The following is a 26,905-nucleotide window of genomic DNA, read 5'->3' on the forward strand; positions in this document are numbered from 1 at the left end:
CGAGTCACGGGCGTCCCGGCGCGACCGCGCCGGACTCGTACGCGGCCACCACGAGCTGGGCCCGGTCGCGCACGCCCATCTTGGCCAGCAGCCGCGAGACGTGCGTCTTGGCCGTCGCGTAGCCCATGTACAGCTGGTCGGCGATCTCCTGGTTCGACAGCCCGCGGGCGACGGCCACGAGCACCTCGCGCTCGCGTTCGGTGAGCTGGGCCAGGTCGAAGCGGTCCGAGGGATGCCCGGGATCGGTCGCCGCACCGACGTACTCCTCGATGAGGCGTCGGGTCGCCCGCGGGGCCAGCAACGCCTCGCCCTCGGAGACGACCCGGACCGCGGCGAGGAGGTCGCGCGGCTCGACGTCCTTCAGCAGGAAACCGCTGGCGCCGCTGCGGATCGCCTCGAACACGTACTCGTCGCGGTCGAACGTGGTGAGGATCAGGACCCGGGTGCCCGCCGTCGCGGGGTCGGAGGTGATCCGGCGGGTGGCCTCCAGCCCGTCCATGCCGGGCATCCGGATGTCCATCAGCACCACGTCGGGACGCTCGCGACGGACGAGCGCCAGCGCCTCACCGCCGTCGCCCGCCTCGCCCACCACCTCGATGTCGGTGTCCGACCGCAGCAGGACGGCGAAGCCGCTGCGCACCAGCGCCTGGTCGTCGACGACCAGCACGCGGATCACGACGCACCCGCCGACGGCTCACCGAGGGGCTGATCGACGGCGTCGGCGCCGTACGGCAGGTGCGCCTCCACGGCGAACCCGCGGGCGTCCTGCCTCGGCCCGGTGCGCAGCGACCCGCCGAAGGCATGCACCCTCTCCCGCATCCCGACCAGGCCGAGCCCACGGTGGTCGGACGGCCCGGGGGTGACACCGGGCCCGTCATCGACGATGCGCAGGTCCAGCGCACCCGGTCGACGGCGCACGACCACCTCGGCGTGCGCCCCCGGGGCGTGCCGGAGCACGTTGGTGAGTGCCTCCTGGGTGATCCGGTAGGCCGCGAGGTCCACGCTCATCGGCAACGGCTCGGGCGCAGCGGTGGGGCACTCCTCGCGGACGTCGACCCGGACCCCTGCCTCGCCCAGCTCCCGGACGAGGTCGGGCAGAGCGGCGAGCCCGGGCGCGGGCCGGTAGCCGCCTGCGGGGCCTGCCGCACCCAGGTCGGGTCCCGATCGCAGCGCGCCGAGCATCCGGCGGATCTCCCCCAGCGAGTCCCGGCTGGTGGTCGCGATGGCGAGCAGTGCCCGGCGGGCCTCCTCGGGCTGGTCGTCGAGCACGTGCGCACCCACGCCGGCCTGGACGGCGATGACGCCCAGCGAGTGGGCGACGATGTCGTGCAGCTCCTGGGCGATCCGGACCCGCTCCTCCGCGACCGCGCGCTGCGCGGCCAGTTCCCGGTCACGCTCCAGCAACGCCGCCCGCTCCTCCATCCAGCCGACGTAGCGCCGACGGTCACGCGCCCACAGGCCGAGCAGGAACGATCCGGCGAACAGCGCCACGTTGGTGACCAGCTCCGCCACGGACAGCCGGTCGGGGACCCGGACCTCGATGACCACCAGCACCACGCCCACGTATCCCGCCGCAGCGGCGGTGAGTCGCGGCGGGCACCGGGACGCGACGGTGAACGCGAGGATGAACAGCCCCGCACCCAGGGCGGCGGTCGAGTAGCCCAGCACGATCAGGACGACGACGGGGACCGAGGCTGCGACCAGCACCGAGAACGGAAAGCGGCTGCGCAGGTAGTACGGGAGGATCCCCAACACGGCGAGGGCGTACGCCACCGCGTCGGACTGGCGGAACCCCTCCGCAGCCCCGACGTCGGCCCCGAGCCCGATGACGGCACCCACCAGCAGCGCGGACGCGATGACGGCGTCGACGAGCATCGGGCGGCTCTCCATCGCCCGACGGGCACGGACCCAGCGCGACTCCACCCCTCGACCGTAGGGATCCGGCCGGTGCCCGCGCATCCGTCCCGGGACGGAGCCACGGCGTACGACCTCGGCGGGAGGCCGGCGGGGCCGATCGAGACCACGGACCGACGACACCCGGGGCGCGCCCCGGAAGCCTGGTACCGGCCGCACGAACGGCCCCCGACCAGGAGGAACCATGAGCACCGTCACCACGACCAGCACGCCGGCCACGCGGACCCCTGCCGGCAGAGGCAGCCCACACCCGGCGCCGTGGGGCCGGCTGTGGTCCCAGCCGGCCGCCGGGCTGCTGCTCGCCGGGCTCGCCGCCGCGGCGCTGGGAGTCCTCCACGCGCTGGTGATGCCCCGCGGACCGGTGACGGCCTGGCACGTCGTCCTCGGCCTGGTCTCCGGTGCCGTGGTGGGCGTCCTCGGCGGCCTGGTGTCCGGGAGCCGCTGGGCCTTGCTGGTGCAGCCGCTGGCGTACGTCGCGGCCGTCGAGATCGCCCGGCTCCCCGTGGTCGGACCGTCCGTCGACGCTCCCCGGCCGGGGGACATGCTCGGGCTGATCGTGCTCGTCACCGGACGCGGCACGCACGCGCTCGTCGTGCTGCTCCCGCTCCTGGTCGGCGCCGCGATCGGGGCGGGCTGGGCGCGCCGGCTGCGCGGCACTCCCGTACGGCCGGGACGCTGGCACACGGTGTCCCGAGCGGTCCGGCGCGGCGTGGTCGCGGTGCTGGCGACGGGACTGGCTCTCGTCGGCTTCGCCCTGACGCGTCCCGGCAGCACCGACCCCATCCTGGGACCCGACGGCGCCCCCCTCCCCGGATCGGTCGCGGAGCTGGCCCGGGTCGAGCTCGGCGGCCACGAGCAGACCGTGCTCCTGCGGGGCCGCAGCGCCAGCGCCCCGGTGCTGCTGTACCTCGCCGGCGGTCCCGGGCAGAGCGACCTGGGCTACGTCCGGTCGTACCTGCCGGACCTGGAGGATCACGTCGTGCTGGCGGTGTGGGACCAGCGGGGCACCGGGACGTCGTACGACGCCCTCGACCCCACCGACACCTGGACGCTGGAGCAGGCCGTCGCCGACACGGTCGCGCTGTCGGAGTACCTGGCCGACCGCTTCGGCCAGGAGCGCATCTACCTGTTCGGCAACTCGTGGGGCACGCTGCTGGGAGTCCTCGCGGTGCAGGCCCGCCCGGACCTGTTCGCCGCGTACGTCGGCGCCGGGCAGATGGTGTCCCCCCTGGAGACCGACCGCCGCATCAACGCGGCGGCGCGCGACCTGGCCGCCCGCACCGGGGACGTGGCGCTGGCCGAGCAGGTGCGGTCATGGGGACCGCCTCCGTACGACGACGTGTACGCCTACGGGGCACTCGTCACGCTCTACGACCGCCTCGAGCCGTACGACCGCAGCGACTACTTCAGCAGCCACCGTCCCGGAGGCATCGACGGCAACGGGGCCAGCGAGTACGGACCCCTGGACAAGGTGAACAAGCTGCGCGCGCTGGCCGACATGGGTGCCGTCATGTACCCGCAGGTGCAGACGCTCGACCTGCGGGTGGTTGCGCCGCGGCTGGAGGTTCCCGTCTACCTCGTCGCGGGGACGCACGAGCTGACGGCCCGGTCGGACCTCGCTCGCGAGTGGTTCGACGACCTGCGGGCCCCGGCGAAGCGGTGGGTCGACTTCCCCGAGTCCGGTCACGTACCGCAGTTCGAGGAGGCACCCCGGTTCGTCCGGCTGATCGTCGACGAGGTCGTCCCGCAGACGTCCTGAGGGACGGTCCACACGTCCGTCAGCGGGGCCCCGGGCTGAGCGCCGGGGCCCCGCTGACGACCGGTCAGTAGACGGGCAGGTCCGGCTCCACCTGCGTGACCCAGGCGACGACGCCGCCACCCACGTGGATCGCGTCGGCGAACCCGGCGCCCTTCACCACCGCCAGCGCCTCCGCCGAGCGGCCCCCGACCTTGCAGTAGAGGACCACCTGCTTGTCGTGCGGGAGCCGTTCCAGCGCGCTGCCGTTGAGGAACTCGCCCTTGGGGATCAGCGTCGACCCGGGGATGGTGACGATCTCCGCCTCGTTCGGCTCGCGCACGTCGATGAGCACGAAGTCCCGGTCGCCGCGCTCCCGCGCGTCGAGCATCTCCTTCAGCTCCAGAACCGAGATGGTCGAGTCGCGCGCGGCCTCAGCCGCCTCCTCGGAGATGGTGCCGCAGAACGCCTCGTAGTCGATGAGCTCGGTCACCGTGGGGTTCTCGCCGCACACCGCGCAGTGCGGGTCCTTGCGGACCTTGACCTGGCGGTACTGCATCTCCAGGGCGTCGTACACCATCAGCCGCCCGACGATCGGGTCGCCGATGCCGGTGATGAGCTTGATGGCCTCGTTCACCTGGATGGAGCCGATCGACGCGCACAGCACGCCGAGGACACCGCCCTCGGCGCACGAGGGCACCATGCCCGGCGGCGGCGGCTCGGGGTAGAGGCAGCGGTAGCACGGGCCGTGCTCCGCCCAGAACACGCTGGCCTGCCCGTCGAACCGGTAGATCGATCCCCACACGTACGGCTTGCCCAGCAGCACGCAGGCGTCGTTGACCAGGTAGCGGGTGGCGAAGTTGTCGGTGCCGTCGACGATGAGGTCGTACCCGGCGAAGATCTCCATCACGTTGCTGCTGTCGAGGCGCTCCTCGTGCAGCCGCACGTCCACGTAAGGATTGATCTCCTTCACCGAGTCGCGGGCCGACTCGGCCTTGCTGCGACCGACGTCGCTCTGCCCGTGGATGATCTGCCGCTGCAGGTTGGACTCGTCGACGACATCGAACTCGACGATGCCGAGGGTGCCGACGCCGGCGGCAGCCAGGTACATCAGCGCCGGGGACCCCAGGCCGCCCGCGCCGACGCACAGCACCTTGGCGTTCTTCAGCCTCTTCTGCCCGGACATGCCGACGTCGGGGATGATCAGGTGCCGGCTGTAGCGGCGGACCTCGTCCACCGTCAGCTGGTCGGCGGGCTCCACCAGGGCGGGCAGGGACACGGCGTCTCCTCGTGCGGTCGGTCCTCGTGCGGTCGGTCTGTGTGCGGTCGGTGTGTGTGCGGTCGGTCTGTGTGCGTCGCGCGGCCGTGGCCGCACCTCTCGGGGCGCACAACGGTGCCAGGGCCCTGCGGATTCCCCCGCACCGGGTCCGGCAGGTGGGTGGTCGGCGCAGGTGCGAAGTCCTCGCAGCGGGGCGCCCGCCGGAATCCGGGTGCGCGGGGGCGGACAGTCGCGCTTTGCTGGCGCGGTGTGGACCCTGACGCGGGACGTGGAGGAGTTCGCCGCGGCGGTCGCTCCGCTGGTGGCCCAGGACCCGAGCGAGGCGACGCTGCTGCTGAGCACCGTGGCGATCGTCCGCGCGGCGGGGCCGATGGCACCGGGTCAGGTCTTCGGCTGGTGGTCGGGGTCCCCAGGGCCGGCGGCCGTGGTGGTGACGCCGCCCTACCCGGCGCTGGTCCACGCCGGACCGCACCGGTCCCTGTCGGACCACGCCGCGGCCGCGCTGCTGGGAGCCCTGGCCGCCGCCGGGATCGAGCCGCCCGGCGTCGAGTCCGACCCGTCCACGGCGGCGCGCGTGGCGGCGCTGTGGCAGGCCGGGTCCGGCGGCTCCGCAGCGCTCGGGCACGTCGTACGGCTGATGCGGCTGGAGGAGCTGCGCGCGGGTGACGCCCCTTCCGGGACGGCGCGGCGCGCGTCGGCGGGCGACGCCGCCCTGCTGATGGCGTGGCTGGCGCAGTTCGCCGCGGAGACCGGGATGCCGGCCGCGCCTGCGCTGTCGATGCGCGACCGGCTGTCGTACGGCGGCTGGCACCTGTGGTGCGACCCGGACGGAGCGCCGGTGTCGCTTGCTGGTCGGGGACGCGAGCTCGGCGGCGTCGCGCGGATCGGCCCGGTGTACACGCCGCCGGGCCTGCGCGGACGGGGCTTCGGCGGGGCAGCGACGGCCGCTGCGGCCCGGGATGCGCTCACGGTCGCCGAGGACGTGGTTCTGTTCGCCGAGGTAGCCAACGCCACGTCCCGGGGGCTGTACGCGCGGCTGGGGTTCGTCGACCACGCCGAGCGGGTCGCGTTCGAGTTCCGGGCCACCGGGCGCTCGCCGGAGACGGCACACTGACGGCGATGTCGTGGGCGAGGGAGTCGTGAGCGGATGAGCCGGCCGGTGGTGGCGCTGACGTCGTACCTCGAGCCGGCCCGCTGGGGTGCGTGGGAGACCCGCGCCGCGCTGCTGCACGAGTGGTACCTGTCGAAGTTCGCCGCCGTCGGCGCCCGGGTGGTGCTGCTCCCGCCGGACGACCTCGACGACGACGTGCTCGACCGTGTGGACGCGCTGGTACTCACCGGCGGAGCCGACATCGACCCGGGTCGGTACGGCGCCGTGCCGCATCAGACGACCGACGAGCCCCGGATCGTCCGGGACGGCTCGGAGCTGCTGCTGTACGCCGGCGCTCGGCGCCGGGCGATGCCCGTGCTGGGAATCTGCCGGGGCCTGCAGGTGATGGCGGTGGCGCACGGCGGCTGGCTGCACCAGGACCTGCCGTCGCTGACGGGGACGTGGCTGCACCGCGAGGCCCCGGGCACGTTCTCGCTGCACGCGGCGACGTTCGCGGAGGGGTCGCTGGTGGCGCGCATCCTCGGGACCACCCGGACGGTCGTGAACTCCTCGCACCACCAGTGCGTCGCGGACCCCGGCACGCTGACGGTGACCGGGTGGGCCGAGGACGGCACGGTGGAGGTCTGCGAGGACCCGTCCGCGCCCTTCGTGCTGGGGGTGCAGTGGCACCCGGAGTACGCCGACGACCTCAGCCTCTTCGCCGCCCTCACCGCCGCCGCCTCGTCCTACTCCTTGGGCACACGATCCGCATAGCGGATCGTGTGGCGAACTCGCGCGGCGTGTCGCGGCCGCAAACCGGCACACGATCCGGGCGTTGATGCGGTTGGGGCGGATGAGGAACGGTGATCCGCCGCGTCTCGCGTGCCACCCGGGCCGCCGAGACCCGGGCCCCCCGAACGCCACTGTGGACCCAGGCGTCACATCACCCGGATCGTGTTACCGGATCCGGGCGCGACACGCCGGTCAACCTGGCCACACGATCCGCTATGCGGATCGTGTGCCGGAGAGAGGAGGCGCCGGGGTCAGAGGGGGGTGACGTAGGCGCCGGAGATGCCGCCGTCCACCAGGAAGTTGGACGCGGTGATGAACCCGGCGTCGTCGGAGGCCAGGAACGCCACCGCGGCCGCGATCTCCTCCGCGTGGGCGAAGCGGCCCATCGGGATGTGCACAAGCCGCCGCGCCGCCCGCTCGGGGTCCTTGGCGAAGAGCTCCTGCAGCAGCGGGGTGTTCACCGGTCCCGGAGAGAGCGCGTTGACGCGGATCCCCTCGCGGGCGAACTGCACCCCCAGCTCGCGCGACATCGCCAGCACGCCGCCCTTGGACGCGGTGTAGGAGATCTGCGACGTGGCCGCGCCCATGGTCGCGACGAACGACGCCGTGTTGATGATCGAGCCCTTGCCCTGCTGCTGCATGTACGGGATGACCTCCTTGCAGCACAGGTAGACCGAGGTGAGGTTGACCTCCTGCACCCGGCGCCACGCCTCGAGCCCGGTGGTCAGGATCGAGTCGTCGTCCGGCGGGGAGATGCCGGCGTTGTTGAACGCGATGTCGACCGAGCCGTACGTCTCGAACGCGGTGCGGAACACCCGGGCCACGTCCTGCTCGGACGTCACGTCCGCCTGCACGAAGATGCCGCCGGCCTCCGCCGCGGCCGCCCCGCCGCTCTCGGAGTTCATGTCGACGCACACGACCCTCGCCCCCTCGGCGGCGAACCGCCGCACGGTGGCCAGGCCGATGCCGCTGCCGGCACCGGTGACGACGGCGACGCGGTCCTGCAACCGGTTCACGCTGCTCACTCCTCGGTGGCGATGAAGACGTTCTTGACCTCGGTGAAGGCGTCCAGGGCGTCGGGTCCGAGCTCGCGGCCGAGTCCGGAGCGCTTGAAGCCCCCGAACGGGGTCCAGTAGCGCACCGACGAGTGCGAGTTGACCGACAGGTTCCCGGTCTCGACCCCCCGGGCGACCCGGAAGGCACGCCCCACTTCCCGCGTCCAGATCGAGCCGGACAGGCCGTACTCGGAGTCGTTGGCCAGGCGGATCGCGTCCGCCTCGTCCTCGAACGGCACGACCACGACCACGGGGCCGAAGATCTCCTCCTGGTACGCGCGGTCCCCCGGCGACACCGGCGCCAGGACTGTCGGCGGGTACCAGTAGCCGGGCCCGGTCGGGCACGACCCGCGCACCGCCACCGGGGCGTCGTCGGGGACGTACGACGCCACGGTCTCCAGCTGGCCGCGTGAGATCAGCGGGCCCATCTCCGCGGTCTCCAGCGAGGGATCCTCCACCCGCACGCCGAGGACGGCGGGCTCGAAGAGCTCCATGAAGCGGTCGAACACACTGCGCTGCACCAGGATCCGCGACCGCGCGCAGCAGTCCTGGCCGGCGTTGTCGAACACGCCGTACGGCGCGGTCGCCGCCGCGCGTTCGAGGTCCGCATCGGCGAACACGATGTTCGCGCTCTTGCCGCCGAGCTCCAACGTCACCCGCTTGATCTGGTCCGCGGCCCCCCGCATCACGCGCATCCCGACCTCGGTGGACCCGGTGAACACCAGTTTGCGCACCGCCGGGTGGGCGATGAATCGCTCGCCCACGACCCGACCCTTGCCAGGGACCACGTTCAGCACGCCCTCGGGGATGCCGGCCTGCAGCGCGAGCTCGCCGAGCCGCATGGCGGTCAGCGGTGTCAGCTCCGCGGGCTTGAGCACGACCGTGCAGCCCGCGGCCAGCGCCGGCGCGAAGCCCCAGCCGGCGATCGGCATCGGGAAGTTCCACGGCACGATCACGCCGACGACGCCGACCGGCTCCTTGAACGTCATGTCGACGCCGCCGGGGACCGGTATCTGCTTGCCGAACAACCGCTCCGGCGCCCCGGAGTAGTAGGCCAGCACGTCCCGGACGTTGCCCGCCTCCCAGCGGGCGTTGCTCAGCGTGTGGCCGGAGTTGGCGACCTCGAGCCGGGCCAGTTCCTCGCGCGCGCCGTCCACGGCCTCGGCGAAGCGGCGCAGCAGGCGGGCCCGGTCGCCGGGGGCCACTGCGCGCCAGGACCCCAGCGCGGTCGACGCGCGGAGGATGGCCTCGTCGGTCTCCTCCTCCGAGGCCAGCGGGACGGTCGCCACGACCTCCTCGGTAGCCGGGTTCACGACCTCGTGCACGGCGGTCATCGCAGGCCCTCTCTCACAGTCGTTCGAAGCCGCGGAACCGCTCCCAGTCGGTCACGGTCATGTTGAACGACTCCAGCTCGATGCGGGCCATGTTGGCGTAGTGCTCCTGCACCTCGGCGCCGAAGGTGTCGTGGACGAACTGTGACTCCTCCCACAGCCTCCTCGCCTCGCCGAGGTGGTCGGGCACGTGGTCCGCCTCCGCGTGGTACGCGTTGCCGCCGAAGGCGGGCTCCAGCGGCAGCCCGCGCTCGATCCCGTCGATCCCGGCGGCGACCATCGCGGCGGTCGCGAGGTAGGGGTTGACGTCGCCGCCCGGCACCCGGTTCTCCAGCCGCAGCGAGCCGCCATGGCCCACCAGCCGCAGCGCGCAGGTGCGGTTGTCGCGGCCCCACTTGATGGCGGTGGGGGCGAACGATCCGGTCGCGTACCGCTTGTAGGAGTTGACGTTCGGGGCGAACATCAGCGACAGCTCCTTCAGGTGCGCCAGCTGCCCGGCGATGAACGAGCGCCCCAGCACCGACAGCCCCTGCTCGGTGTCGGTGTCGTCGGCCATGACGAAGGCGCCGTCAGTGCCCCGGAACGACAGGTGGATGTGGCACGAGTTCCCCTCGCGCTCGTCGTACTTGGCCATGAACGTGATGGCCATGTCCTCCTGCGACGCGATCTCCTTGGCCGCGGTCTTGTAGACCACGTGGTTGTCGCAGGTCCGCAGCGCCTCGTCGTACTTGAACGCGATCTCGTGCTGGCCGTAGTTGCACTCGCCCTTCACGCTCTCGACCGTCATGCCCGATCCGGCCATCGCCAGGCGGATGCGGCGCAGCAGCGGCTCGATCCGCGACGTGCCCAGGATCGAGTAGTCGACGTTGTAGAGGTTGGCCGGAGTCATGTTCCGGTAGCCCGACAGCCACGCCTCCTCGTAGGTGTCCTGGAAGACGATGAACTCCAGCTCGGTGCCGACAACTGCCTGCATCCCCATCCGCTCCAGCCGCTCGAGCTGGTGCCGCAGGATCTGCCGGGGAGAGGCGACCACCGGGGAGCCGTCCTCCCAGACGACGTCGGCCTGCAGCATGGCGGTGCCCTCGTGCCACGGGACACGACGCAGCGTGGACAGGTCCGGCGCCATGACGAAGTCGCCGTACCCGGTCGTCCAGGAGGACATCCGGTAGCCCTCGACCGTGTTCATGTCGACGTCCACGGCGAGCAGGTAGTTGCAGCCCTCGGTGCCATGGGCGAGCACGTCGTGCAGGAAGTACGGCGCGTGCAGGCGCTTGCCCTGCAGCCGGCCCTGCATGTCGGTGATCGCGACGATCACCGTGTCGACGCGGCCGGTCTCGATGTCCGACCGGAGCGTGTCGAGGTCGAGCTGGGCGGGCGCGAGGCTCATGGCGGGGCTCCGATCGCGGTGGTGGACGGGGCGGCGGGCGAGGACGGAGAACGAGGGACCGCGTCGGGGGCCCCGCGTCAGCGAGGCCCCCGACGGTACGGCGCGATCGCCTACTTCTGCTCGGGGAAGTAGTCCTCCTTGCCCGACAGCTCCGCGTCCTCGGTGGCGGCGTACCCCTCGGTCTCGGGGTGGCCGTGCTTGCCGTGGGTAACCGCGAACTCCTCCTCCGGCGACAGCACCAGCCGGTGCCGGCCGTACAGGGCGAAGTACAGCAGCGCGAGCACGTAGAACCCGGCGATGAGGATGACCGGCCAGCGGTAGGCCTCGTTCAGCGGGAGGATGATGAGGACCGCGATCGCGATGACCCCGGCGATGACGGCGCCCACGACGCCGGTGGGGCTGCGGTACGGCCGCTCCACGTCGGCGTACTTCTGCCGCAGCATGACGAACGCGACCATCTGCAGCAGGTACGCGATGACGGCACCGAAGACCGCGATGTTGAGCAGCGTCCCGGCAACCTCGACGTTGTCCGCACCGGTCACCAGCGGGTAGCCGATGACGGCCGCCATGCCGATGACGGCGCTGGTGATCAGGGCGACGTACGGCGTCTTGCGGGCGCCGGTCAGCGACAGGAACTGCGGGTAGTAGCCGGCCCGGGAGAGCGAGTAGACGTTGCGGCCGGCCGCGAACATGATGCCCTGGAACGACGCGATCAGGCCGGTCAGCGCGAACAGCGACAGGATCGCGGCGATGCTGCTGTCGGGGAAGATGACCCGGAAACCGTCGAGGATCGGCTCGCCGCTTGCCGAGATCGCCTCCGACCCGACGATGCCGGGGTTGAGGATCAGCACCAGGAACGCGGTGATCAGCAGGGTGACCATGCCCCACAGCGAGCCCTTGGGGATGTCCCGCTGCGGCGTGTGCGTCTCCTCGGCCGCGAGCGGCAGCTCCTCGATGCCGAGGAAGAACCAGATCGCGAACGGCAGGGCCAGCATGACCCCGCCGATGCCGAACGGCATGAACGTCGACTGACCGGCCTCGGGGGCGATGTCGAAGAGGTTGTCGGTGCTGAACTTCCCGCTCACCAGGGCGAGCACGAAGAACACCGCGAGGATCGACAGGGACAGGATCGTGATGATGACCGCGAACTTGAACGACGCGCTCGCCCCGGCCGAGTTCAGCCCGACGAAGATGACGTAGAAGATGGTCATCCAGACCCACAGCGGCCAGGAGATGTCGAAGACGTCGGCGATGATCGCGTCCGCGTACAGGCTGGAGAACACGCCGACGACGGCGGTGGTGAAGATGTACTCGATCGACTCCGCGACGCCGGTGACGTAGCCGCCCCAGGGCCCCATGGCCGAGCGGCCGAAGGAGTAGGCGCCCCCGGTGTGCGGCATCGTCGAGGACATCTCCGCGATGCTGAAGATCATCAGCAGGTACATCAGGCCGATGACGATGGTGGCGATGAGCATGCCGCCCCAGCCGGCCTCGCCGATGCCGAGGTTCCAGCCGGAGAAGTCGCCACTGATGACCGCCGCGACGCCGAGGGCCCATAGGGAGACCCAGCCCGCGTGCCGTGCCAGCCCCCGCTTGCTGAAGTACTCGTGGCCAGCCTGTTGGTAGGTGACCCCGGACACCGACATCTTCTCGTCCACGAACCCTCCCCGGTCGTGAAACTCCAGCCGTCCCGGGCGGGGCGACAAGCGGAGGCTAGACCTCGGGAGCACACGGGTGGGGGATCTCGGGAGGTTACTCACGGGGAACCAGGGAAGCCCCCAAGCCGACCCGCGGGGGTCAGTGCGGAGCGGCGGGGGCCGGTCGCCAGCCGAGGAACGTGCGCCAGGCCTCGGCGACCAGCTCGGGGTGCTCCATCTGCGCCACGTGCCCGCTGTCGGGGACGAGCACGACGTGGGCGTCCCGGAAGTGCCGGGTGGCGCGGTGAGCGGCCTTGGGGTCGACCAGCTTGTCGGTGCGGCCGTACACCAGCAGCACCGGAACCCCGATGCGCTCGGCCAGCCGCCACGGCCGGTTCGGACCGCGGTCGACGAACGTGGTCATCAGCCCGCGCAGCGAGGACAGGAAGGCATCGGCCAGGTACGGCAGCGAGTCACGCCGACGGACCTCCTCGACCGCCTCGGCCATCCGGTCGGCTGACATCCGCGAGGGGTCGGCGAAGCAGGCGTCGATGGTGGCGCGCGCCCGCAGCTCCGCGTCGACCCGCAGGTAGCGGCGGACCAGCGACTCCCCCACGCCGGGGACCGCGATGACCGGCAGGTGGACGTTGCCGCGCTGGGCGCGCATCGACGGCAGCGCCGGCGAGACGAGGGTGAGGCTGCGCACCAGGTCGGGGCGGCGGGCGGCGAGTTGGACGCACACCGCGCCACCGAGAGAGTTGCCGAACAGGTGCACCGGGCCGCCCGCAGTCGCCTCGATGACCTCGGCGACGCCGCGGGCGTGCCCGGCCGGGGAGTAGTCGCCGTCCCTCGGCGGCGGCGACCAGCCGAACCCGTTGAGGTCCGGCGCCCACGTCTCCAGCCGGTCGGACAGGGCGGCCATCAGGTCGGTCCAGTTCATCGACGAGCCGCCGAGCCCGTGCACCATCACCGCCGGCTCCGCCCCGGGCTCCGTGGCGGGCGCGTGGCGCACGTACATGGAGCGGTCGGGCAGCTCGACGGCCTCGCCGGGCCAGGACTCGGACGGGCGCGGTGCGGGGGTCACCACGACTCCCCGGCGGCGTCCAGTACCGCCCGGACCGCGGCGACCCGGTCGTCGCGGTGCACGGTCGCGGCACCGACCGCGGTGACGGACCCGTCACCGGTCGTCCGGGTCACAGACACGACCACCGTGCTCCCCCCGGCGAGCGGCACGACGGCGACGTCGTCGATGTCGACGCGGACGGGGCCGACCCCCGGTCGGGTCGGCAGCGTGCGCAGCGCGGCCGCGGTCGCCTCGGCCGCCGCCCGGCGCATCCCGGACCCTGTCGGGGCACCGTCCGCGGTCCCGTCCGCGGACCCGCGCGCGGAGGTGATCCGTACCTCGGCCACTGCCGCCAGACCCCGGCGCCAGACCCGCACCCGGGTGCAGCGGGGCCGGCTCCGGTCCCGACCCGGCCGAGGTCCGTCCTCGTCAACTGCGGCCGCACCGGTGACCTCGTCCGCCTCGTGCGTGGGTTCGGGGTCGGCCGGGCGCGCGGTCACCAGCGCCAGCCGCGGGCCATCCATCCGCATCGGGTCGCCGGCGGCCGGTCGCGCCCGCTCCGGCACGGCAGCCCGCAGGACCTGCTCATCCGGCCGAGGGGAAGTGTCGGCCGACGCTAGCGCCAGCCCGAACTCGGTACCCAGCACCCGGTGCACCTCGGCCATCACGGCGCCACGGTCGCGACCCTCGGCCACGGACAGCCGCAGCGTCCGCGGCCCGTTCGGCCCGCGCTCGATCTCCACCGCGTCGATGCCCGGTACGTCGACCAGCGCCTGCTCGAGGCTGCGCGCGCCGGACCCGTCCACCCTCCGAGGCTAGCGGCGACACCCGCCCCGACACCGCCGGACAGAGCACGCGGAGCAGGGCGAGCGGAGGGCGACACAGCGATGCCGACCGGTCATCCGGGGCGTGCACCGCACCGTGACCAGAGTCGGGCATATAGGGCAACTGCCCGATGTGCGATCGCGAGAGGCGTGCCTACGGTCCGTCCACCTGTGCCGTTCCCGTCCTGCCAGCGGGGCCGAGCAGGCAGACACATCGGGGGCTCGTCGGGACGGGGTGACGTGAGATGACGCTGGTCGTACGCCTGAGCGTGGTCATTGCCACGACCGTGGGGCTGATCGCCGCCTCGCTCACGGGGGTGACCGGTCCCCTTCCTACCGCGCCGCCCGCGATCGCGGCGGAACCGCCGCCTCCCCCGCCGATCATCGACCGCAACCAGCTGGTCGACCTGAACGGGGCGCTGGTCTCCGACTGGGTCTACTCGGCCGGCGAGTTCGAGGCCGCCGCGGTCCAGGAGGTCGTCCAGCACTTCAGCCTTCCCCCGTCGGACACGGCCGCCGTCATGGGCTGGGCGCGCGACCAGGTGCGGGCGCAGATGTGGGCCGACCTGGGCTCGATCATCACGAACGGACCAGACCCCGGCCGCCCCTACGAGGCGGACATGCGGGACTGGTTCCGGACGGTCATCCAGCGGGAGAACGTGGCCGCGGCGCAGGGCGCCGTGGACGAATACCTGAAGTACTCCGGGTGGGGGCCCACCACGTATGACAAGGACGGCGCCGACCCGGTCGCCAAGACCCCCGTCGGAACCGGGTTCTGCAACTACCAGATGCCGAGCGGCTTCATCGCGCTCTACCCACACCTGGAGTACAAGGGCTGGCGGGCGCCTGACTGCTACTCCAAGACGCCCCCGCAGCCGTCCCTGTTCCTGGCGCCGAAGGTGCCCTCGGACTCCGAGGACGGCGGCCTGTCGACCTTCGTCAAGCTCGGGCAGTGGACCGCGCTGCAGGACCGGCTGGGGTCGCGGCAGTACGAGCAGGCCACCCAGGTCTCCTGGGGCACCGCGAACGCCATCAACCAGGGCGCAGCCCTGGCCGCGGCCGGCATCGGCGTGCCGCTGGCGGCGAAACTGACCAAGGGGAGCCTGCTCACCAACCGCATCGTGCAGAAGATCTGGCCCCTCACCGCACGGACCGTCAATCAGTGGGTGACGGCAGCCGGCGACTGGGCGGCGAAGAGTCCCGACTTGTACCGCGGGGTGATCACCAAGGCCTCGACCCGGGCTGCGGCCAAGGTCGCCGCGAAGACCGCTGCGAAGGTGGCCGCCAAGGCCCTCGCGCGTGCCCTGACCGGCAGCGCCTTCGTCGCCATCGACTTCATCGTGACCGTGGTGCTGACCTCGATCGAGTTCTCCCAGCAGGTGCAGCTGCCCAAGAGCCTGGCCAAGGGGCTACGGGACGCGCGGACGAAGGCGCCGAACCTCGCCTCGATCCTCGCGAACGACAGCACGTACGCGGGCGCCTTCACGTCGTTCCTGATGGCCACGGTGCCCGAGGCCGAGGGCGGGTGCGTCGACTCCGGCCCGGTCATCGGCGGCGGCCCGTTCGCGATCGGCTGCGCGAACGCGCCCTCCCCGCCGGGTCGTCCGACGGGCGACCCTGTCTTCCAGGTGACCACCTACAAGGAGACCCCGGCCACCGACACGACCGAGGTACTCGCCACCGAGCCCAGCGACACCATCGGCTTCATCAGCCCACTGGGGGAGGCGCTGGTCGCGCGGGCCAGCGGCAAGGGCTGGTTCGTCTTCAGGAAGCTCGATCCGGAGACCGGTGAGGCCGGCCCGGACATCCAGTCCCTCGACGTCCCGTACGTGGCGTGGGACGGCACGGCCATGGTGGCGCAGCGGATCTGGAACCAGACCCAGGGCCGCCACCGCTTCGTGGTCAGCCCGGTCGACCAGAAGGCCGCGTTCGCCGACTGGTGCGCGGCCCAGTGCGTCGTCGACGGACTACGCATGGTGGACCTGGACGGCCGCACGGTCTACGTGACCCTCGAGGACCCCACGCCGCTGGATGCTCCCGAGCCGGTGTACGCGCGGGTTCTCACCCGGTACCTGCCGTCGGAGTTCCGGATCGCCAACCCCGATCCGAACGTGACCTACACCTGGCGGTTCGAGTGCCAGGTGGCTACTCCCAACTGCGCCCAGGCTGTGGATCTGTCATCACCCACGGGGTTCGGTCCAGCAACGGCTACCTTCACCGGACCGGTCATCACATACGGGGTAACCCTGTTGGGGGGGTCGGTCACCGCGTCGAGGGAGGGCTTCCTCCCGGTGACGACGCAGCTCGTCTACACCCTGGTCGACCCGAGCAACGTGATCGACTTCCCGCGGCCGGCGGACATGCAGTTCGCCGTGGACCCCCTCACCGGGCAGCCGACGGCCGTGCAGCAACTGACGGCGACGGCGGAGTCCCTGAGACCGGTGACCCTGACCGTCGCCCCCGAGTCCGCCGACGTCTGCGCCATCGAGGGCGGCGACACCGCCCGGGCGGTGGGGGTCGGGACCTGCACGATCACGGCGACCCAGAACGGTGACGCCACGGAACTCGCGCCCGGTGCCTGGTACGTCCTCCCCCCTGGCGTGTACCCCCGCGCGGACCCGGTCACCCGGTCGTTCACCATCACCAAGGGCACCGTCAACGTGCCGGTCCTCGTGGCCCAGGTGCACTTCTCGGATCCGCTGCCGACGGCGGCGCCGACGATCACGACTGCGATCGAGCCGTACGAGGTCGGCGGCGAGCTGACGGGGTGCACGGCGCCGGACTGGCTGGTGGACGCCCAGGGCCGGGTGGTCGAACCCGCGTCCTTCTATCCGGCCGCCGGGTGCGAGGGCCTGACTAGTCCGACGCACGAGCTGGGCTACAGCGCGGCCATCGAGGTCCTGCCGGAGGATGCCACGCTGCAGCACCTGTCATGGGGCCGCATCCAGGAGATCCAGCTGCGGTCGCGGCTCTCCGAGGTCCAGGACGGGACGCCCGGCGACGTCACCCAGGCGACGGTGGACTTCGAGGTGTTCGCGTCGGGGAACACGGGCGACACCCCCGACTACGTCGTACCCAACGTCGCCGTCGCGGGGAACGGGATCGCGTCGGCCTCCCTGACCGACGTGCCGGCGGACACCTACCGCGTGACGACGAGGATCTCGGAGGGCAGTCGCTTCTACGCCGCGGCGCCCGTGACCGGTTCGGTCACGGTGACGGACGCCGCACCCGCACCCCCGGGACCACCGGGGCTTCCCGTGGACTGGCCACCCGCGCCCGCGCCTGACGTTCCCGCCGACCCACCCGCGGACGCACCGGTCGGACCCCCGGCGGACAGCCCCGCCGGACCGCCGGCGGACAGCCCCGCCGGTCCGCCGGGGGACGTCCCCGCGGAGCCGAACGTCGTGCCCCCGGGCGCCGGGCCGGGACCGGCACGGACCGCTCCCGCCGCGGTGACCGGTCTCCGGGCGAAGATCGTCCGGGCGAAACGGTCGGCCGTCATTCGGTGGCAGGCCCCGCCCGGCGAGGTCACCGGCTACCGGGTGCGGATCAGCCGGCCGGACTCGACGCGGTACCGCGCCTGGAGGACAGTGGACGCCACCGCGATCACCCTGAGGGTGCTTCGCGGGGACGCCCGCTACCGGGTCCAGGTCAAACCACGCAACCAGGCCGGGGCCGGACCCGTGGTGACCCTCACCTTCCGCACCGGACGGTGGCGCTGACGCCCTCCGCCCCTCCCGCCTCCTCTCCCCTCCCCGACGGAATGAGTCCGGGCGTTGCTTGAGGCCCGCTTCAGACGCCGAGAGCGACGCCCGGACTCATTCCGTGGCACCGCGGGGAGGTCGTGCCACGGGCGGGCGGCAGGGTGCCGCTCGGGTTAGGGTCCGCCGCATGGCCGAGGGGGCGCGGGCGCCGGGCGACCTTCCCGGGGCGGACAGGCTCGACCGGCTCGTCGGGCGCGACCACGAGCTGGACCTGCTGCTCGGGCTGGTCCAGCGGCCCGACCACCGCCTCGTCACCGTGACCGGTCCCTCCGGAGTGGGCAAGACGCGGCTCGCTGCGGAAGCACTCCAACGCCTCGCGTGGGTGGCGCAGGTCAAGGTGCCACTGGCCGCCGTCCGGGACGCGACCCTGATGCCGGACGCCATCGTCGCCTCGATCCAGGACGGGCCGGGCGCTGCTGGTGGACCGGCCGAGGCCCTGTGGCAGCGGTACTCCGGGGACGAGGTCGTGCTGCTGCTCGACAACGTCGAGCAGATCCCCGGAGCGGCCGACGTCGTGCTGGCACTGCTGGACGACTACCCGAAGGCGACGGTGCTCGCCACCAGCGTCCGCCCACTGTCGGCCGCCGGGGAGTACGCGCTGCCGCTGCGACCCCTGCCGGTCCCGGACCCGGACGCCATCCTGCATGACGGCACCCACCCGGCGCTGACGATGTTCCTGCAGCGGGCCTCCGCCGCGGACGCGACGATCGTCCCCGACGACGACTGGGTCGCGGGCGCCGCCGAGGTGTGCCGCGCCGTCGGCGGCCTCCCGCTCGCGATCGAGCTGGCCGCGGCGCGCAGCGCATCGATCCCCCCGGCGCTGATGGCTTCCCAGCTGGCGCGCACCGGCGGCCTCGGCCTGCTGCGAGGTGGCGCTCCGGGAGCACCGGACCGGCACAGCAGCCTGTCCGCGACGCTGGAGTGGACCACTCAGTTCCTGTCGCCCCCGGCGGCCGAACTCTTCACGGCCATGGCCGTCTTCGAGGGGCCAGCAGCACCGGACGCCCTGTCGTGGCTGGTCCCGCCGGGGACGGAAGCGCTCGACCCGCTGTCGGAACTGGTGGACCTCCACCTGGTGGAGATGGACGTCTCCGACCCGGAGGAGCCGCTGTTCTGGCTGCTGCCGCCGATCCGCGCCTTCGCCGCCGACCGGCTGGCCGCGGAGGGCGGGACCGATACGGCGCTGGAGCGCCACGACTCCTACGTACGCGTCCGCGCGCAGACCGGTGCCGGCTGGGCACCGTACGAGGTCGCCGACCTGCTCGGCGCCTTCGACCGGGCGCGGCTGGCCGGACAGGTGGACTCGACGCTCGAACTGGCCCTGCTCGCGTCTCGCGGCGCACTCCCCCCGGGTGCGGACGCCTGGGTGGCCAGCAGGCTGGAGGACCTGCTGCAGGGTCCCGGCGACGACCCGGTGCTCGAGGCGCGGGCCCTGGTGTGGTCGGTGACCCACGGGCCGGCGACGGCTCCGGACCGCGCCGCCTTCGCCGCCTGGACCCAGGAGCGGGTCCAGCGCGCCATCTCGACCGCGCGGGCGTCCGGCGACCCGGCGGCGCTGCTGGACGCCCTCGAGCTCACGGTCCGGACGGTCATGGTGACCCTCGACCGGGACCTCGGGCTCAGCGGGATCCAGGAGGGCCTCGCCCTGGCCGAGCGCACCGGGGACGTCGGCCGGCTGGCGCGGTTCCGGATGTGGGCGGGCATGGCGGCGGAGTCCCAGGGGTACTCCGACCCGGCCGAGGCGATGCTGCTCCAGGCCTGGTCCGCCGGCACCCACGCCGGGGACCGGGTCGCCGCGGAGTACGCCGCGATGTTCCTGCACGTGATGGCCGTGGAGCAGGGACGGCCCATCGACGCGCCGCTCCCGCAGCTGACCGACCTGCTCGCCTCCGCCTGGCGGCACAACGACCCCTTCGAGGCGGCGACCCTGCTCTCGCTGCTGGCCGCGGACGCGACCCGCGCCGGCGACATCGGCTCCGCCGCCCGCTACGCCAGCCAGATGCTGCCCATCGCCGAGGATCGACTCCGGGTCGACCCCCTGGCCACGGCGAGGATCCTCACCACGGCCGTCCGCACCCTCGTGGCCGCCGGGCGGTTCGAGGACGCGGCGCGGATCGAGCGGTCCCTCGCCGAGCTCGAGCCGGTCCTGCGCGGGGCGATGTCCGCGGGCGGCTACGCCTCGTACGCCCAGGCCGTGTCCGACCTGACCGATGGGGGTCACCGCGAGGCGGTGGGCGGGGAGCCGGTCCGGTCGCTCCTGGAGTCCCTGCGTCTCGCCGAGCACACGCTGCGGTCGCTGATCGCGCAGACGGCCCCGCCGAGGCCCCCGCAGGTCCGACTTTCGACGGCTCCCTCGCCCGCCGGCGAGGCGTCCTTGACCCCGCGGGAGCGGGACGTGCTGGTCCTGCTCGCCCGCGGCACCAGCAACGGCGACATCGCCGACCGGCTCGGCATCTCGACGAAGACCGTCATGCACCACACCGTCGCCATCTACCGCAAGCTCGGCGTCCGCGGCCGGGCGGAAGCTGCCGCCTGGGCGGTGCGCGCCGGCCTGGCCGGCGAGTAGTCCTCGGTCTCCACCGCCGCTCGCGCCCCTCACCCCCCGACGGAATGAGTCTGGGCGTTGCTTACGCCCCGGAAATCGGCCCGTAAGCAACGTGGGGACTCATTCCGTCGCACGGGGGCGGCGGGGTGCGGGGCCGCTCCGGCTCGGCGGGCCGGCCGAGCGGGCCGAGCGGGCCGAGCGGGCCGAGCGGGCCGAGCGGGTCAGGCGTGCAGGTCGCGGCGGTCGAAGACGACCAGACCCACGGCCGCGACCACGAGGACCACCGCGGCGAACACCCCCACGTCGACCGGCGAGATCCCCTGCAGCAACGGCTCCTCCGACGAGTACCAGTTCCACGGGCTCAGCGGCCGCAGGTTGCCCAGCCAGTCGATCGTCTTGCCCAGGCCCTCGACCAGGTACGACAGGAACGCGTAGCCCGCAGCCACCGCGATGCCCGGACCGCGCCGACCGGTCGCCACCGCGACCGCCAGCGCGATCACGCCGAACGTCAGCGCCAGCAGGGCCTGGTGCAGCGTCACCGCGAACAGCTGGTCCAGCGGGATGGACGTCATGTCCGACGGGCCCGCCAGGACGACCGTGGTCAGCATCGAGGCCGCGGACAGGATCACCACGCCGACGACCATGGCCAGCGCCTTCTGCAGGTACACCGAGGTGCGGCTGACCGGCTGCGCGAGCAGCAGGTCGAGGGTGTGCCCCTCCTCCTCGCCGGCCACGCACGCGGCGCCGCGGCCCACCGCGTACGCGATCAGGATCGCCGGCAGGAAGAAGCTGTAGAGCTCGATGGACAGGTAGCCCATCGGGGTGCTCATGTCCACGGCCCCGAACAGCGCCTGCAGCTCCTCCGGCATGTTCTGCATGACCTCGTCGTAGCCGGAGTTGCTGCCGATCGAGGGGTAGAGCAGGTCGACCATGGCCACGGTGAGGATCACCGACAGCGTCCACACGGTCAGGGAGAACCGGCGCAGCCGCAGCTCGTCGAGCAGGATGCGCATCACGCCACCGTCCCCTCGTCCGCGGGGATCCCGTCCCCCGTCTCGTAGAACGTGACGAACACGTCCTCCAGGTCCGGCTCGACGCTGGTGACGGCATCGACCTCGACGGCTGCCAGTGCCTTGACCAGCGCGTCCATCGATCCCTGCGCGCGCAGCTCCAGCACTCCCTCGCGGGCGGTCACGCCGGTCACCCCCGGCAACGCCGTCAGCGTCGCCGTCAGTGCGGGCACGTCGACACCGACGCCCACGCGTACGCGGACCTCGCGTGCCACCAGACCCTTCAGCGCGTCGACGGAGTCGACCGCGACCACCCGGCCCTCCCGCATCAGCGCGACCCGGGTCGCCAGGTGCTCCACCTCCTCCATCACGTGGCTGGACAGCAGGACGGTCCGGCCCTCGTCGACCGCCTCGAACACGAAGTCGCGGAAGGTGCGCTGCAGCAACGGGTCCAGCCCGCTGGTCGGCTCGTCCAGCACCAGCAGCGGGACGTCGGGAGCGAACGCGAGCACGACCCCGACCTTCTGCTTGTTGCCCTTCGACAGGTCGCCCACCCGGCGGTCCAGGTCGAGGTCGAGGCGGTCGGCGAACCGCTGTACCCGGGAAGGGTCGACCGGCCCGCGGGCGGAGGTGTAGAGGCGGACAGCCTGACGCCCGGTCAGGCGCGGTGGCAGCGCCAGCTCACCGGGCAGGTAGCTCAGTTCCCGGCGCACCGCCACGGACTCCCGGTGGGCGTCGCGACCCATCACCGTGATGCGCCCCGCGGTCGGTCGGATCAGGTCGAGCATGGTCCGCAGCAGCGTGGTCTTGCCCGCCCCGTTGGGTCCCAGCAGCCCGAGCACCTCGCCGCGGCGCAGCTCCAGGTCCACGTCTATGACGCCGCGGGAGGAGCCGTAGTACTTGGTCACGTCCTCGAACAGCGCCACGCAGTCGCCGCCGCGCTCCGGCGGGGCCGCGCCGGCCCGGTCCCGCTCCGCGGACTCCGCCAGCGGTGCCGAGTCGGGGACGGGGAGGGTCCTTGTGGCCATATCCACGACGGTAGGCGGGGTCTACCGTGAGTCCCAGGGACCTCGGTCCCCGGGCCGGCGACGGCCGCCCCTCGGCGTCCGCCGCGGGTCTGCCGCGTCGCGACCGGGAGGTGGGCCATGAGCCGCGAGGACGAGCGCATCACCACACCGCGCAGCGGGACGCTGGCGGCCGAACGCACCGACGCCGACCGGCCGACGCTGCCGGAGCCGGACGAGGTGGACGTGGTCGCGGTGGTCCAGGAGGAGATCGCCGACGCCGCCGTGCCGGTGGCGGACGCGGTCGAGCAGCAGCTGGCCCTCGGCGAGGTGGGCACCGACGACGACCCGGGCTGGGAGGTCGACCCGGCCGACGCCGCGGACCGGTCGGTGACGATGGACGAGGACGAGTACCGGTAGATCGCGACGGCGCCCGGCAGCGAGCCGTTACGCCGGTGTCCCCGGTTCCCGGACCGCGGGGTTACCGGCGAGTAGGATGCCGCGCATGTCCGTGGCCCAGGACGCCCCGCGAGGCGTACGGCTGCCCCGCCGGGAGCGGCGTGCGCAGCTGCTCACCGCCGCGCGCGAGGTCTTCGTCGAGCAGGGCTACCACGCCGCCGCGATGGACGACATCGCCGTACGGGCGGGCGTGTCCAAGCCGGTGCTCTACCAGCACTTCCCCGGCAAGCGGGAGCTGTACCTGGCGCTGCTCGACCAGGGCGCCGGCTCGCTGCTCACCGCGGTGCGGGAGGCGCTGGAGTCCACCACCGACAACAAGGAGCGCGTGCGCGCCACGGTGAAGGCGTACTTCGACTTCGTCGGCGACAACGACCGGGCGTTCCGGCTGGTGTTCGAGAGCGACCTGGTCAACGAGCCCGCGGTACGGGAACGGGTCGAGCGGCTCGACGACGACTGCGCGGCCCTGGTGTCGGCGGTGATCTCGGAGGACACCGGGCTGTCCCACGACGAGGCCATGCTGCTCGCGACCGGACTGATCGGGGCCGCCCAGACCGCGGCCCGACGGTGGCTGCGCGAGGAGGGCCGCGTCCCCCGCGACGCCGCCGCCATGCTGCTGGCCTCGCTGTCGTGGCGCGGGATCCGCGGCTTCCCGATGTCCCACCCGCCGGCCGGCGGACCCGCGAGCAGCTGAAGCGCCTCAGCCGACCGGGGACCGGCGCCGTTCGCGCACGGCGTACCCCGCGGGCCCGGCCGCGGGACGACGCGGCGACGCCCCCTGGTTAGGGTGATCGGGCCCGGAGACGGGCACCCGTCGCGGCCCGCCGCGCCGGACTCCCCGGTCGGGGTGCACCCACCGCGACCGCAACCCTGCGCACCCGGGTGCGCACCGTGCGACCAGGAGGACCCGTGGAGGTCAAGATCGGCGTGCAGCAGGTCTCGCGCGAGATCTCCTTCGTCAGCGCGCAGACCCCGGAGGACGTCGGGGCGGCCGTGGCCGCCGCGCTGGAGGACGGCGGCCTGCTCACCCTCGACGACGAGAAGGGCCGCCGCGTGATCGTGCCCGCCGACAAGATTGCGTACGTCGAGCTCGGGACCCCCAGCAGCCGGCCGGTCGGTTTCGGCGCCTCCTGACCGGACCTCGACACCGCACGAGCGGCGACGCCCCGCGGCGGCCGCGGTCAGGCTCGCCGCGTCACGCCGCCAGGCCGAGCGCCTGCATCCGGCGGGTGTGCTCCTCGGTCAGCCGCGCCAGCATCCGGCCGATCTCGGCCAGGTCGGCGCCCGGACGGTCCACGCCGCCGACCAGCAGCGCCGCGAGCGCGTCGCGGTCCGCGGCCACCCGCTGCGCCTGCGACAGCGCCTCCCCCACCAGCCGTCGGCCCCACAGCGCCAGCCGCCCCGCGACCCGGGGATCTGCCTCGATCGCGGCGCGCACCCGGTCGACCACGAACGCGGACTGGCCGAGGTCCGCGCACACGTCCAGCACCAGGGCGCGGGTCTCGGGATCGACGTACCGGGCGATCTCCCGGTAGAAGTCGGTCCCGATCCCGTCCCCGACGTACGCCTTCACCAGGCCCTCCAGCCAGTCGCTGGGCGCGGTGTGGGCGTGGAACTGGTCCAGCGCCGCCCGGAACGGCTGCATCGCCAGCGCCGGGTCCGCGCCCATCTCCGCGAGCCGGTCGGACAGCCGCTGGTAGTGCCGGAACTCCGCCGTCGCCATCCCGGCCAGCGCCGCCTTGTCCGGGATGGTGGGGGCCATCGCCGCGTCGGCGGCCAGCCGCTCGAACGCCACGAGCTCGCCGTACGCGAGCACGCCGAGCAGGTCGACGACGGCCGCGCGGTACTCCGCGTCGTCGTCCAGCGCGGACACCGGCGGCCCCAGCGGGGCGTCGTCGAGGGGGGCGGCGACGTCGGCCGCGACGGCGGCTGCGACGTCGTCGTCGACGTCGGCGGCGGACCCGGACGCGGGCTCGTCCTCGAGGCCGGACGGGGAGTCGGTCATGGCGGCGAGAGTAGCCCCGCCAGGTAGACTCCCCGTGATCACGACCGTGATCGCCCGGGGCTTGCGCCCCGTCCGACGCCGCAGCAGCCCTGGCCCGCCCCCTCGGGGAGCCCGCCGGGCGTCGCGCGGCCCACACCCGCGGAGCCCCTGCTGAGCAGCACCGACCCCACGAAGACCGACCCCACAGACGAGACCAGCACCACCCCCGACACCACCGACGCGCCCGCGCACCACGCGGAGACCTTCGCCGAGCTCGGCGTGCGGGAGGAGACCGTCCGCGCGCTCGCGGAGGACGGGATCACCACGCCGTTCCCGATCCAGGAGATGTGCCTGCCGCTGGCGATGCAGGGCCGCGACCTGATCGGCCAGGCCAAGACCGGCACCGGCAAGACGCTGGGCTTTGGCATCCCGCTGCTGGAGAAGGTCGTCAGCCCCTCCGACGCCGCCTGGGCCGACCTGGCGGAGCAGTACCGCGGCAAGCCGCAGGCGCTGGTGGTCACCCCCACCCGCGAGCTGGGCATCCAGGTGGCCGGCGACCTCGAGCGCGCCGGCCGCAAGCGCGGCGTGCGGGTGCTCACCGTGTACGGCGGGCGCGCGTACGAGCCGCAGGTCGAGGCGCTGCAGCGCGGCGTCGAGGTCGTCGTCGGCACGCCGGGCCGGCTCATCGACCTGGCCCAGCAACGGCACCTGGACCTGTCGCATGTGCGGTTCTTCGTACTCGACGAGGCCGACGAGATGCTCGACATGGGCTTCCTGCCCGACGTCGACCGGATCGTCGCGCTGCTGCCGGCGGTGCGCCAGACCATGCTGTTCTCCGCCACGATGCCGGGCCAGATCGTCGGCCTGGCGCGGCGTTTCATGACCCAGCCGACGCATATCCGCGCCGTCGACCCCGGCGACGACCGGGCCACCGTGGACGCGATCGAGCAGCACGTGTGGCGGGCGCACCCGATGGACAAGGTGGAGCTGCTGTCCCGCGTCCTCCAGGCCGACGGGCGCGGGCTGACGATGATCTTCACCCGGACCAAGCGCCGGGCCCAGAAGATCGCCGACGAGCTCGGCGAGCGCGGATTCGCCGCGGCGGCGGTGCACGGCGACCTCGGCCAGGGTGCCCGTGAGCAGGCGCTGCGGGCCTTCCGCAACGGCAAGGTCGACGTGCTCGTCGCCACCGACGTGGCCGCCCGCGGCATCGACGTCGAGGCGGTCACGCACGTCATCAACTACGAGTGCCCCGACGACGAGAAGACCTACCTGCACCGCATCGGCCGGACCGGTCGCGCCGGCGCGTCCGGCGTGGCGGTGACGCTGGTGGACTGGGAGGACATCCCGCGCTGGCAGATGATCGACAAGGCGCTCGGGCTGCCGTTCAAGGACCCGCTCGAGACCTACTCGACCAGCGACCACGTCTACACCGGCCTCGGCATCCCGACCGGGGTCTCCGGGGTACTGCCTCGGGCGCAGCGCACCCGCGCGGGCCTGGCGGCGGAGGAGGTCGAGGACCTCGGCGAGACGGGCAAGGCCCGGGGCCGCTCCAGCCGCGACGGACGGGGCGACGGCCGCGGTGATGGCCGCGGCCGAGGTCGCGGTGATCGTCACGGCGACGACTGGGGCGACCGGCGCCGGGGCCGCTCCGGCGGCAGCGCGGACGACGCTGCCGGTCAGGAGGGCTCCGACGGCGGCCGCGAGGCGTCCGACCGGCCGCGCCGGACCCGGAAGCGCACGCGCACCCACAGCGGCGTCCCCGTGTCCGGCGGCGCGGACCAGGCCTCGTCGGCCGGCACGGCCGAGGGCGCGACATCGGGTGCTGGTGCGGGCAGCGACCAACCGGCCGCGGAGGGGCAGTCAGCAGACGCGTCGGGCAGCGGCGACGGAGCGCGGCGACGGCGGCGGCGCCGCGGCGGGCGCGGCCGCTCTCGATCGGGTGCCGAGGGCGGTTCGAGCGGGACCCGCGGGGACGCGGCACCCGCCAGCGACGACTGAGCCGCGTCAGACCGTCGCGACCGCAGCCGGCCGG

General features: G+C 73.1%; 21 protein-coding genes. 9 read left to right on the forward strand and 12 right to left on the reverse strand.

Translation table 11 applies throughout. The features are described from left to right. Positions 1–4 precede the first annotated feature (4 nt). Both R2737_02445 and R2737_02450 read right to left on the reverse strand, forming a co-directional pair. Positions 5–676 carry a response regulator transcription factor gene (locus tag R2737_02445; protein ID MEZ5115104.1) on the reverse strand — a complete coding sequence of 224 codons (672 nt, stop codon included), beginning with the start codon at positions 674–676 and terminating at the stop codon, positions 5–7. Then, the gene (locus R2737_02450) at positions 673–1,923 is read right to left on the reverse strand and encodes a sensor histidine kinase (GenBank protein MEZ5115105.1); all 1,251 of its coding nucleotides are present in this window, start codon (positions 1,921–1,923) and stop codon (positions 673–675) included. Before R2737_02450 ends, R2737_02445 begins: the two co-directional genes overlap by 4 nt. A gap of 175 nt (positions 1,924–2,098) precedes the next feature. Between R2737_02450 and R2737_02455 the strand changes: the two genes are divergently transcribed. Then, complete coding sequence (locus R2737_02455) at positions 2,099–3,673, forward strand: alpha/beta hydrolase (protein ID MEZ5115106.1); 1,575 nt, start codon at positions 2,099–2,101, stop codon at positions 3,671–3,673. Positions 3,674–3,737: 64 nt separating this feature from the next. Here the strand turns inward: R2737_02455 and moeZ are convergent, their stop codons facing one another. Beyond that, positions 3,738–4,928: an adenylyltransferase/sulfurtransferase MoeZ gene (gene moeZ / locus R2737_02460; protein ID MEZ5115107.1), complete on the reverse strand. Its 1,191-nt coding sequence runs from the start codon at positions 4,926–4,928 to the stop codon at positions 3,738–3,740. A gap of 247 nt (positions 4,929–5,175) precedes the next feature. Between moeZ and R2737_02465 the strand changes: the two genes are divergently transcribed. Next, positions 5,176–6,042, forward strand: coding sequence for a GNAT family N-acetyltransferase (locus R2737_02465; GenBank protein ID MEZ5115108.1), 867 nt, complete (start codon positions 5,176–5,178; stop codon positions 6,040–6,042). Positions 6,043–6,075: 33 nt separating this feature from the next. Further along, complete coding sequence (locus tag R2737_02470; protein MEZ5115109.1) at positions 6,076–6,792, forward strand: gamma-glutamyl-gamma-aminobutyrate hydrolase family protein; 717 nt, start codon at positions 6,076–6,078, stop codon at positions 6,790–6,792. A 269-nt stretch (positions 6,793–7,061) separates the two neighbouring features. Here the strand turns inward: R2737_02470 and R2737_02475 are convergent, their stop codons facing one another. From R2737_02475 to R2737_02500, 6 genes are all read right to left on the reverse strand, one after another. Then, the gene (locus tag R2737_02475; GenBank protein MEZ5115110.1) at positions 7,062–7,826 is read right to left on the reverse strand and encodes a 3-oxoacyl-ACP reductase; all 765 of its coding nucleotides are present in this window, start codon (positions 7,824–7,826) and stop codon (positions 7,062–7,064) included. A gap of 5 nt (positions 7,827–7,831) precedes the next feature. Continuing rightward, positions 7,832–9,199, reverse strand: a complete 1,368-nt coding sequence (locus tag R2737_02480) for an aldehyde dehydrogenase family protein (protein ID MEZ5115111.1) — start codon at positions 9,197–9,199, stop codon at positions 7,832–7,834. 13 nt (positions 9,200–9,212) lie between these two features. After that, complete coding sequence (locus tag R2737_02485; protein MEZ5115112.1) at positions 9,213–10,583, reverse strand: glutamine synthetase family protein; 1,371 nt, start codon at positions 10,581–10,583, stop codon at positions 9,213–9,215. A 110-nt stretch (positions 10,584–10,693) separates the two neighbouring features. Beyond that, a complete protein-coding gene (locus R2737_02490) occupies positions 10,694–12,241 on the reverse strand; it encodes an amino acid permease (protein MEZ5115113.1) in 1,548 nt (515 codons plus the stop codon). Between the two features lie 139 nt (positions 12,242–12,380). After that, positions 12,381–13,304 (reverse strand): alpha/beta fold hydrolase, encoded by a 924-nt coding sequence (locus tag R2737_02495; GenBank protein MEZ5115114.1) that lies wholly within the window; start codon positions 13,302–13,304, stop codon positions 12,381–12,383. Beyond that, positions 13,301–14,089, reverse strand: a complete 789-nt coding sequence (locus tag R2737_02500) for a hypothetical protein (GenBank protein ID MEZ5115115.1) — start codon at positions 14,087–14,089, stop codon at positions 13,301–13,303. The genes R2737_02495 and R2737_02500 overlap by 4 nt, the downstream gene beginning before the upstream one ends. Positions 14,090–14,352: 263 nt before the next feature. Here R2737_02500 and R2737_02505 point away from each other — a divergent pair, with 263 nt between their 5' ends. Together R2737_02505 and R2737_02510 are read left to right on the forward strand one after the other, a co-directional pair. Beyond that, complete coding sequence (locus R2737_02505) at positions 14,353–17,829, forward strand: fibronectin type III domain-containing protein (GenBank protein ID MEZ5115116.1); 3,477 nt, start codon at positions 14,353–14,355, stop codon at positions 17,827–17,829. A 169-nt stretch (positions 17,830–17,998) separates the two neighbouring features. Beyond that, positions 17,999–20,437, forward strand: coding sequence for a LuxR C-terminal-related transcriptional regulator (locus R2737_02510; protein ID MEZ5115117.1), 2,439 nt, complete (start codon positions 17,999–18,001; stop codon positions 20,435–20,437). 200 nt (positions 20,438–20,637) lie between these two features. Here R2737_02510 and R2737_02515 read toward each other — a convergent pair whose 3' ends face one another. Both R2737_02515 and R2737_02520 read right to left on the reverse strand, forming a co-directional pair. Continuing rightward, positions 20,638–21,429 carry an ABC transporter permease subunit gene (locus R2737_02515; GenBank protein MEZ5115118.1) on the reverse strand — a complete coding sequence of 264 codons (792 nt, stop codon included), beginning with the start codon at positions 21,427–21,429 and terminating at the stop codon, positions 20,638–20,640. Next, entirely contained in the window at positions 21,429–22,454 is a 1,026-nt protein-coding gene (locus R2737_02520; protein ID MEZ5115119.1) for an ABC transporter ATP-binding protein, read from the reverse strand. The genes R2737_02515 and R2737_02520 overlap by 1 nt, the downstream gene beginning before the upstream one ends. A 117-nt stretch (positions 22,455–22,571) precedes the next feature. Between R2737_02520 and R2737_02525 the strand changes: the two genes are divergently transcribed. The 3 genes from R2737_02525 (at position 22,572) to R2737_02535 (ending at position 24,020) form a co-directional block, all read left to right on the forward strand. Beyond that, on the forward strand, positions 22,572–22,850 hold the full coding sequence (locus tag R2737_02525) for a hypothetical protein (protein MEZ5115120.1): 279 nt from the start codon (positions 22,572–22,574) through the stop codon (positions 22,848–22,850). Between the two features lie 85 nt (positions 22,851–22,935). Then, complete coding sequence (locus R2737_02530; protein ID MEZ5115121.1) at positions 22,936–23,580, forward strand: TetR/AcrR family transcriptional regulator; 645 nt, start codon at positions 22,936–22,938, stop codon at positions 23,578–23,580. Positions 23,581–23,795: 215 nt separating this feature from the next. Further along, entirely contained in the window at positions 23,796–24,020 is a 225-nt protein-coding gene (locus tag R2737_02535) for a DUF3107 domain-containing protein (protein MEZ5115122.1), read from the forward strand. 61 nt (positions 24,021–24,081) lie between these two features. Here the strand turns inward: R2737_02535 and R2737_02540 are convergent, their stop codons facing one another. Then, positions 24,082–24,891, reverse strand: coding sequence for a ferritin-like fold-containing protein (locus R2737_02540; protein MEZ5115123.1), 810 nt, complete (start codon positions 24,889–24,891; stop codon positions 24,082–24,084). 258 nt (positions 24,892–25,149) lie between these two features. Between R2737_02540 and R2737_02545 the strand changes: the two genes are divergently transcribed. Further along, positions 25,150–26,871, forward strand: a complete 1,722-nt coding sequence (locus tag R2737_02545) for a DEAD/DEAH box helicase (GenBank protein MEZ5115124.1) — start codon at positions 25,150–25,152, stop codon at positions 26,869–26,871. Positions 26,872–26,905 lie beyond the last annotated feature (34 nt).

The sequence above is a fragment of the Candidatus Nanopelagicales bacterium genome, from assembly GCA_041393815.1.
In the GTDB taxonomy this organism is placed as follows: Bacteria; Actinomycetota; Actinomycetes; order S36-B12; family JAWKJK01; genus JAWKJK01.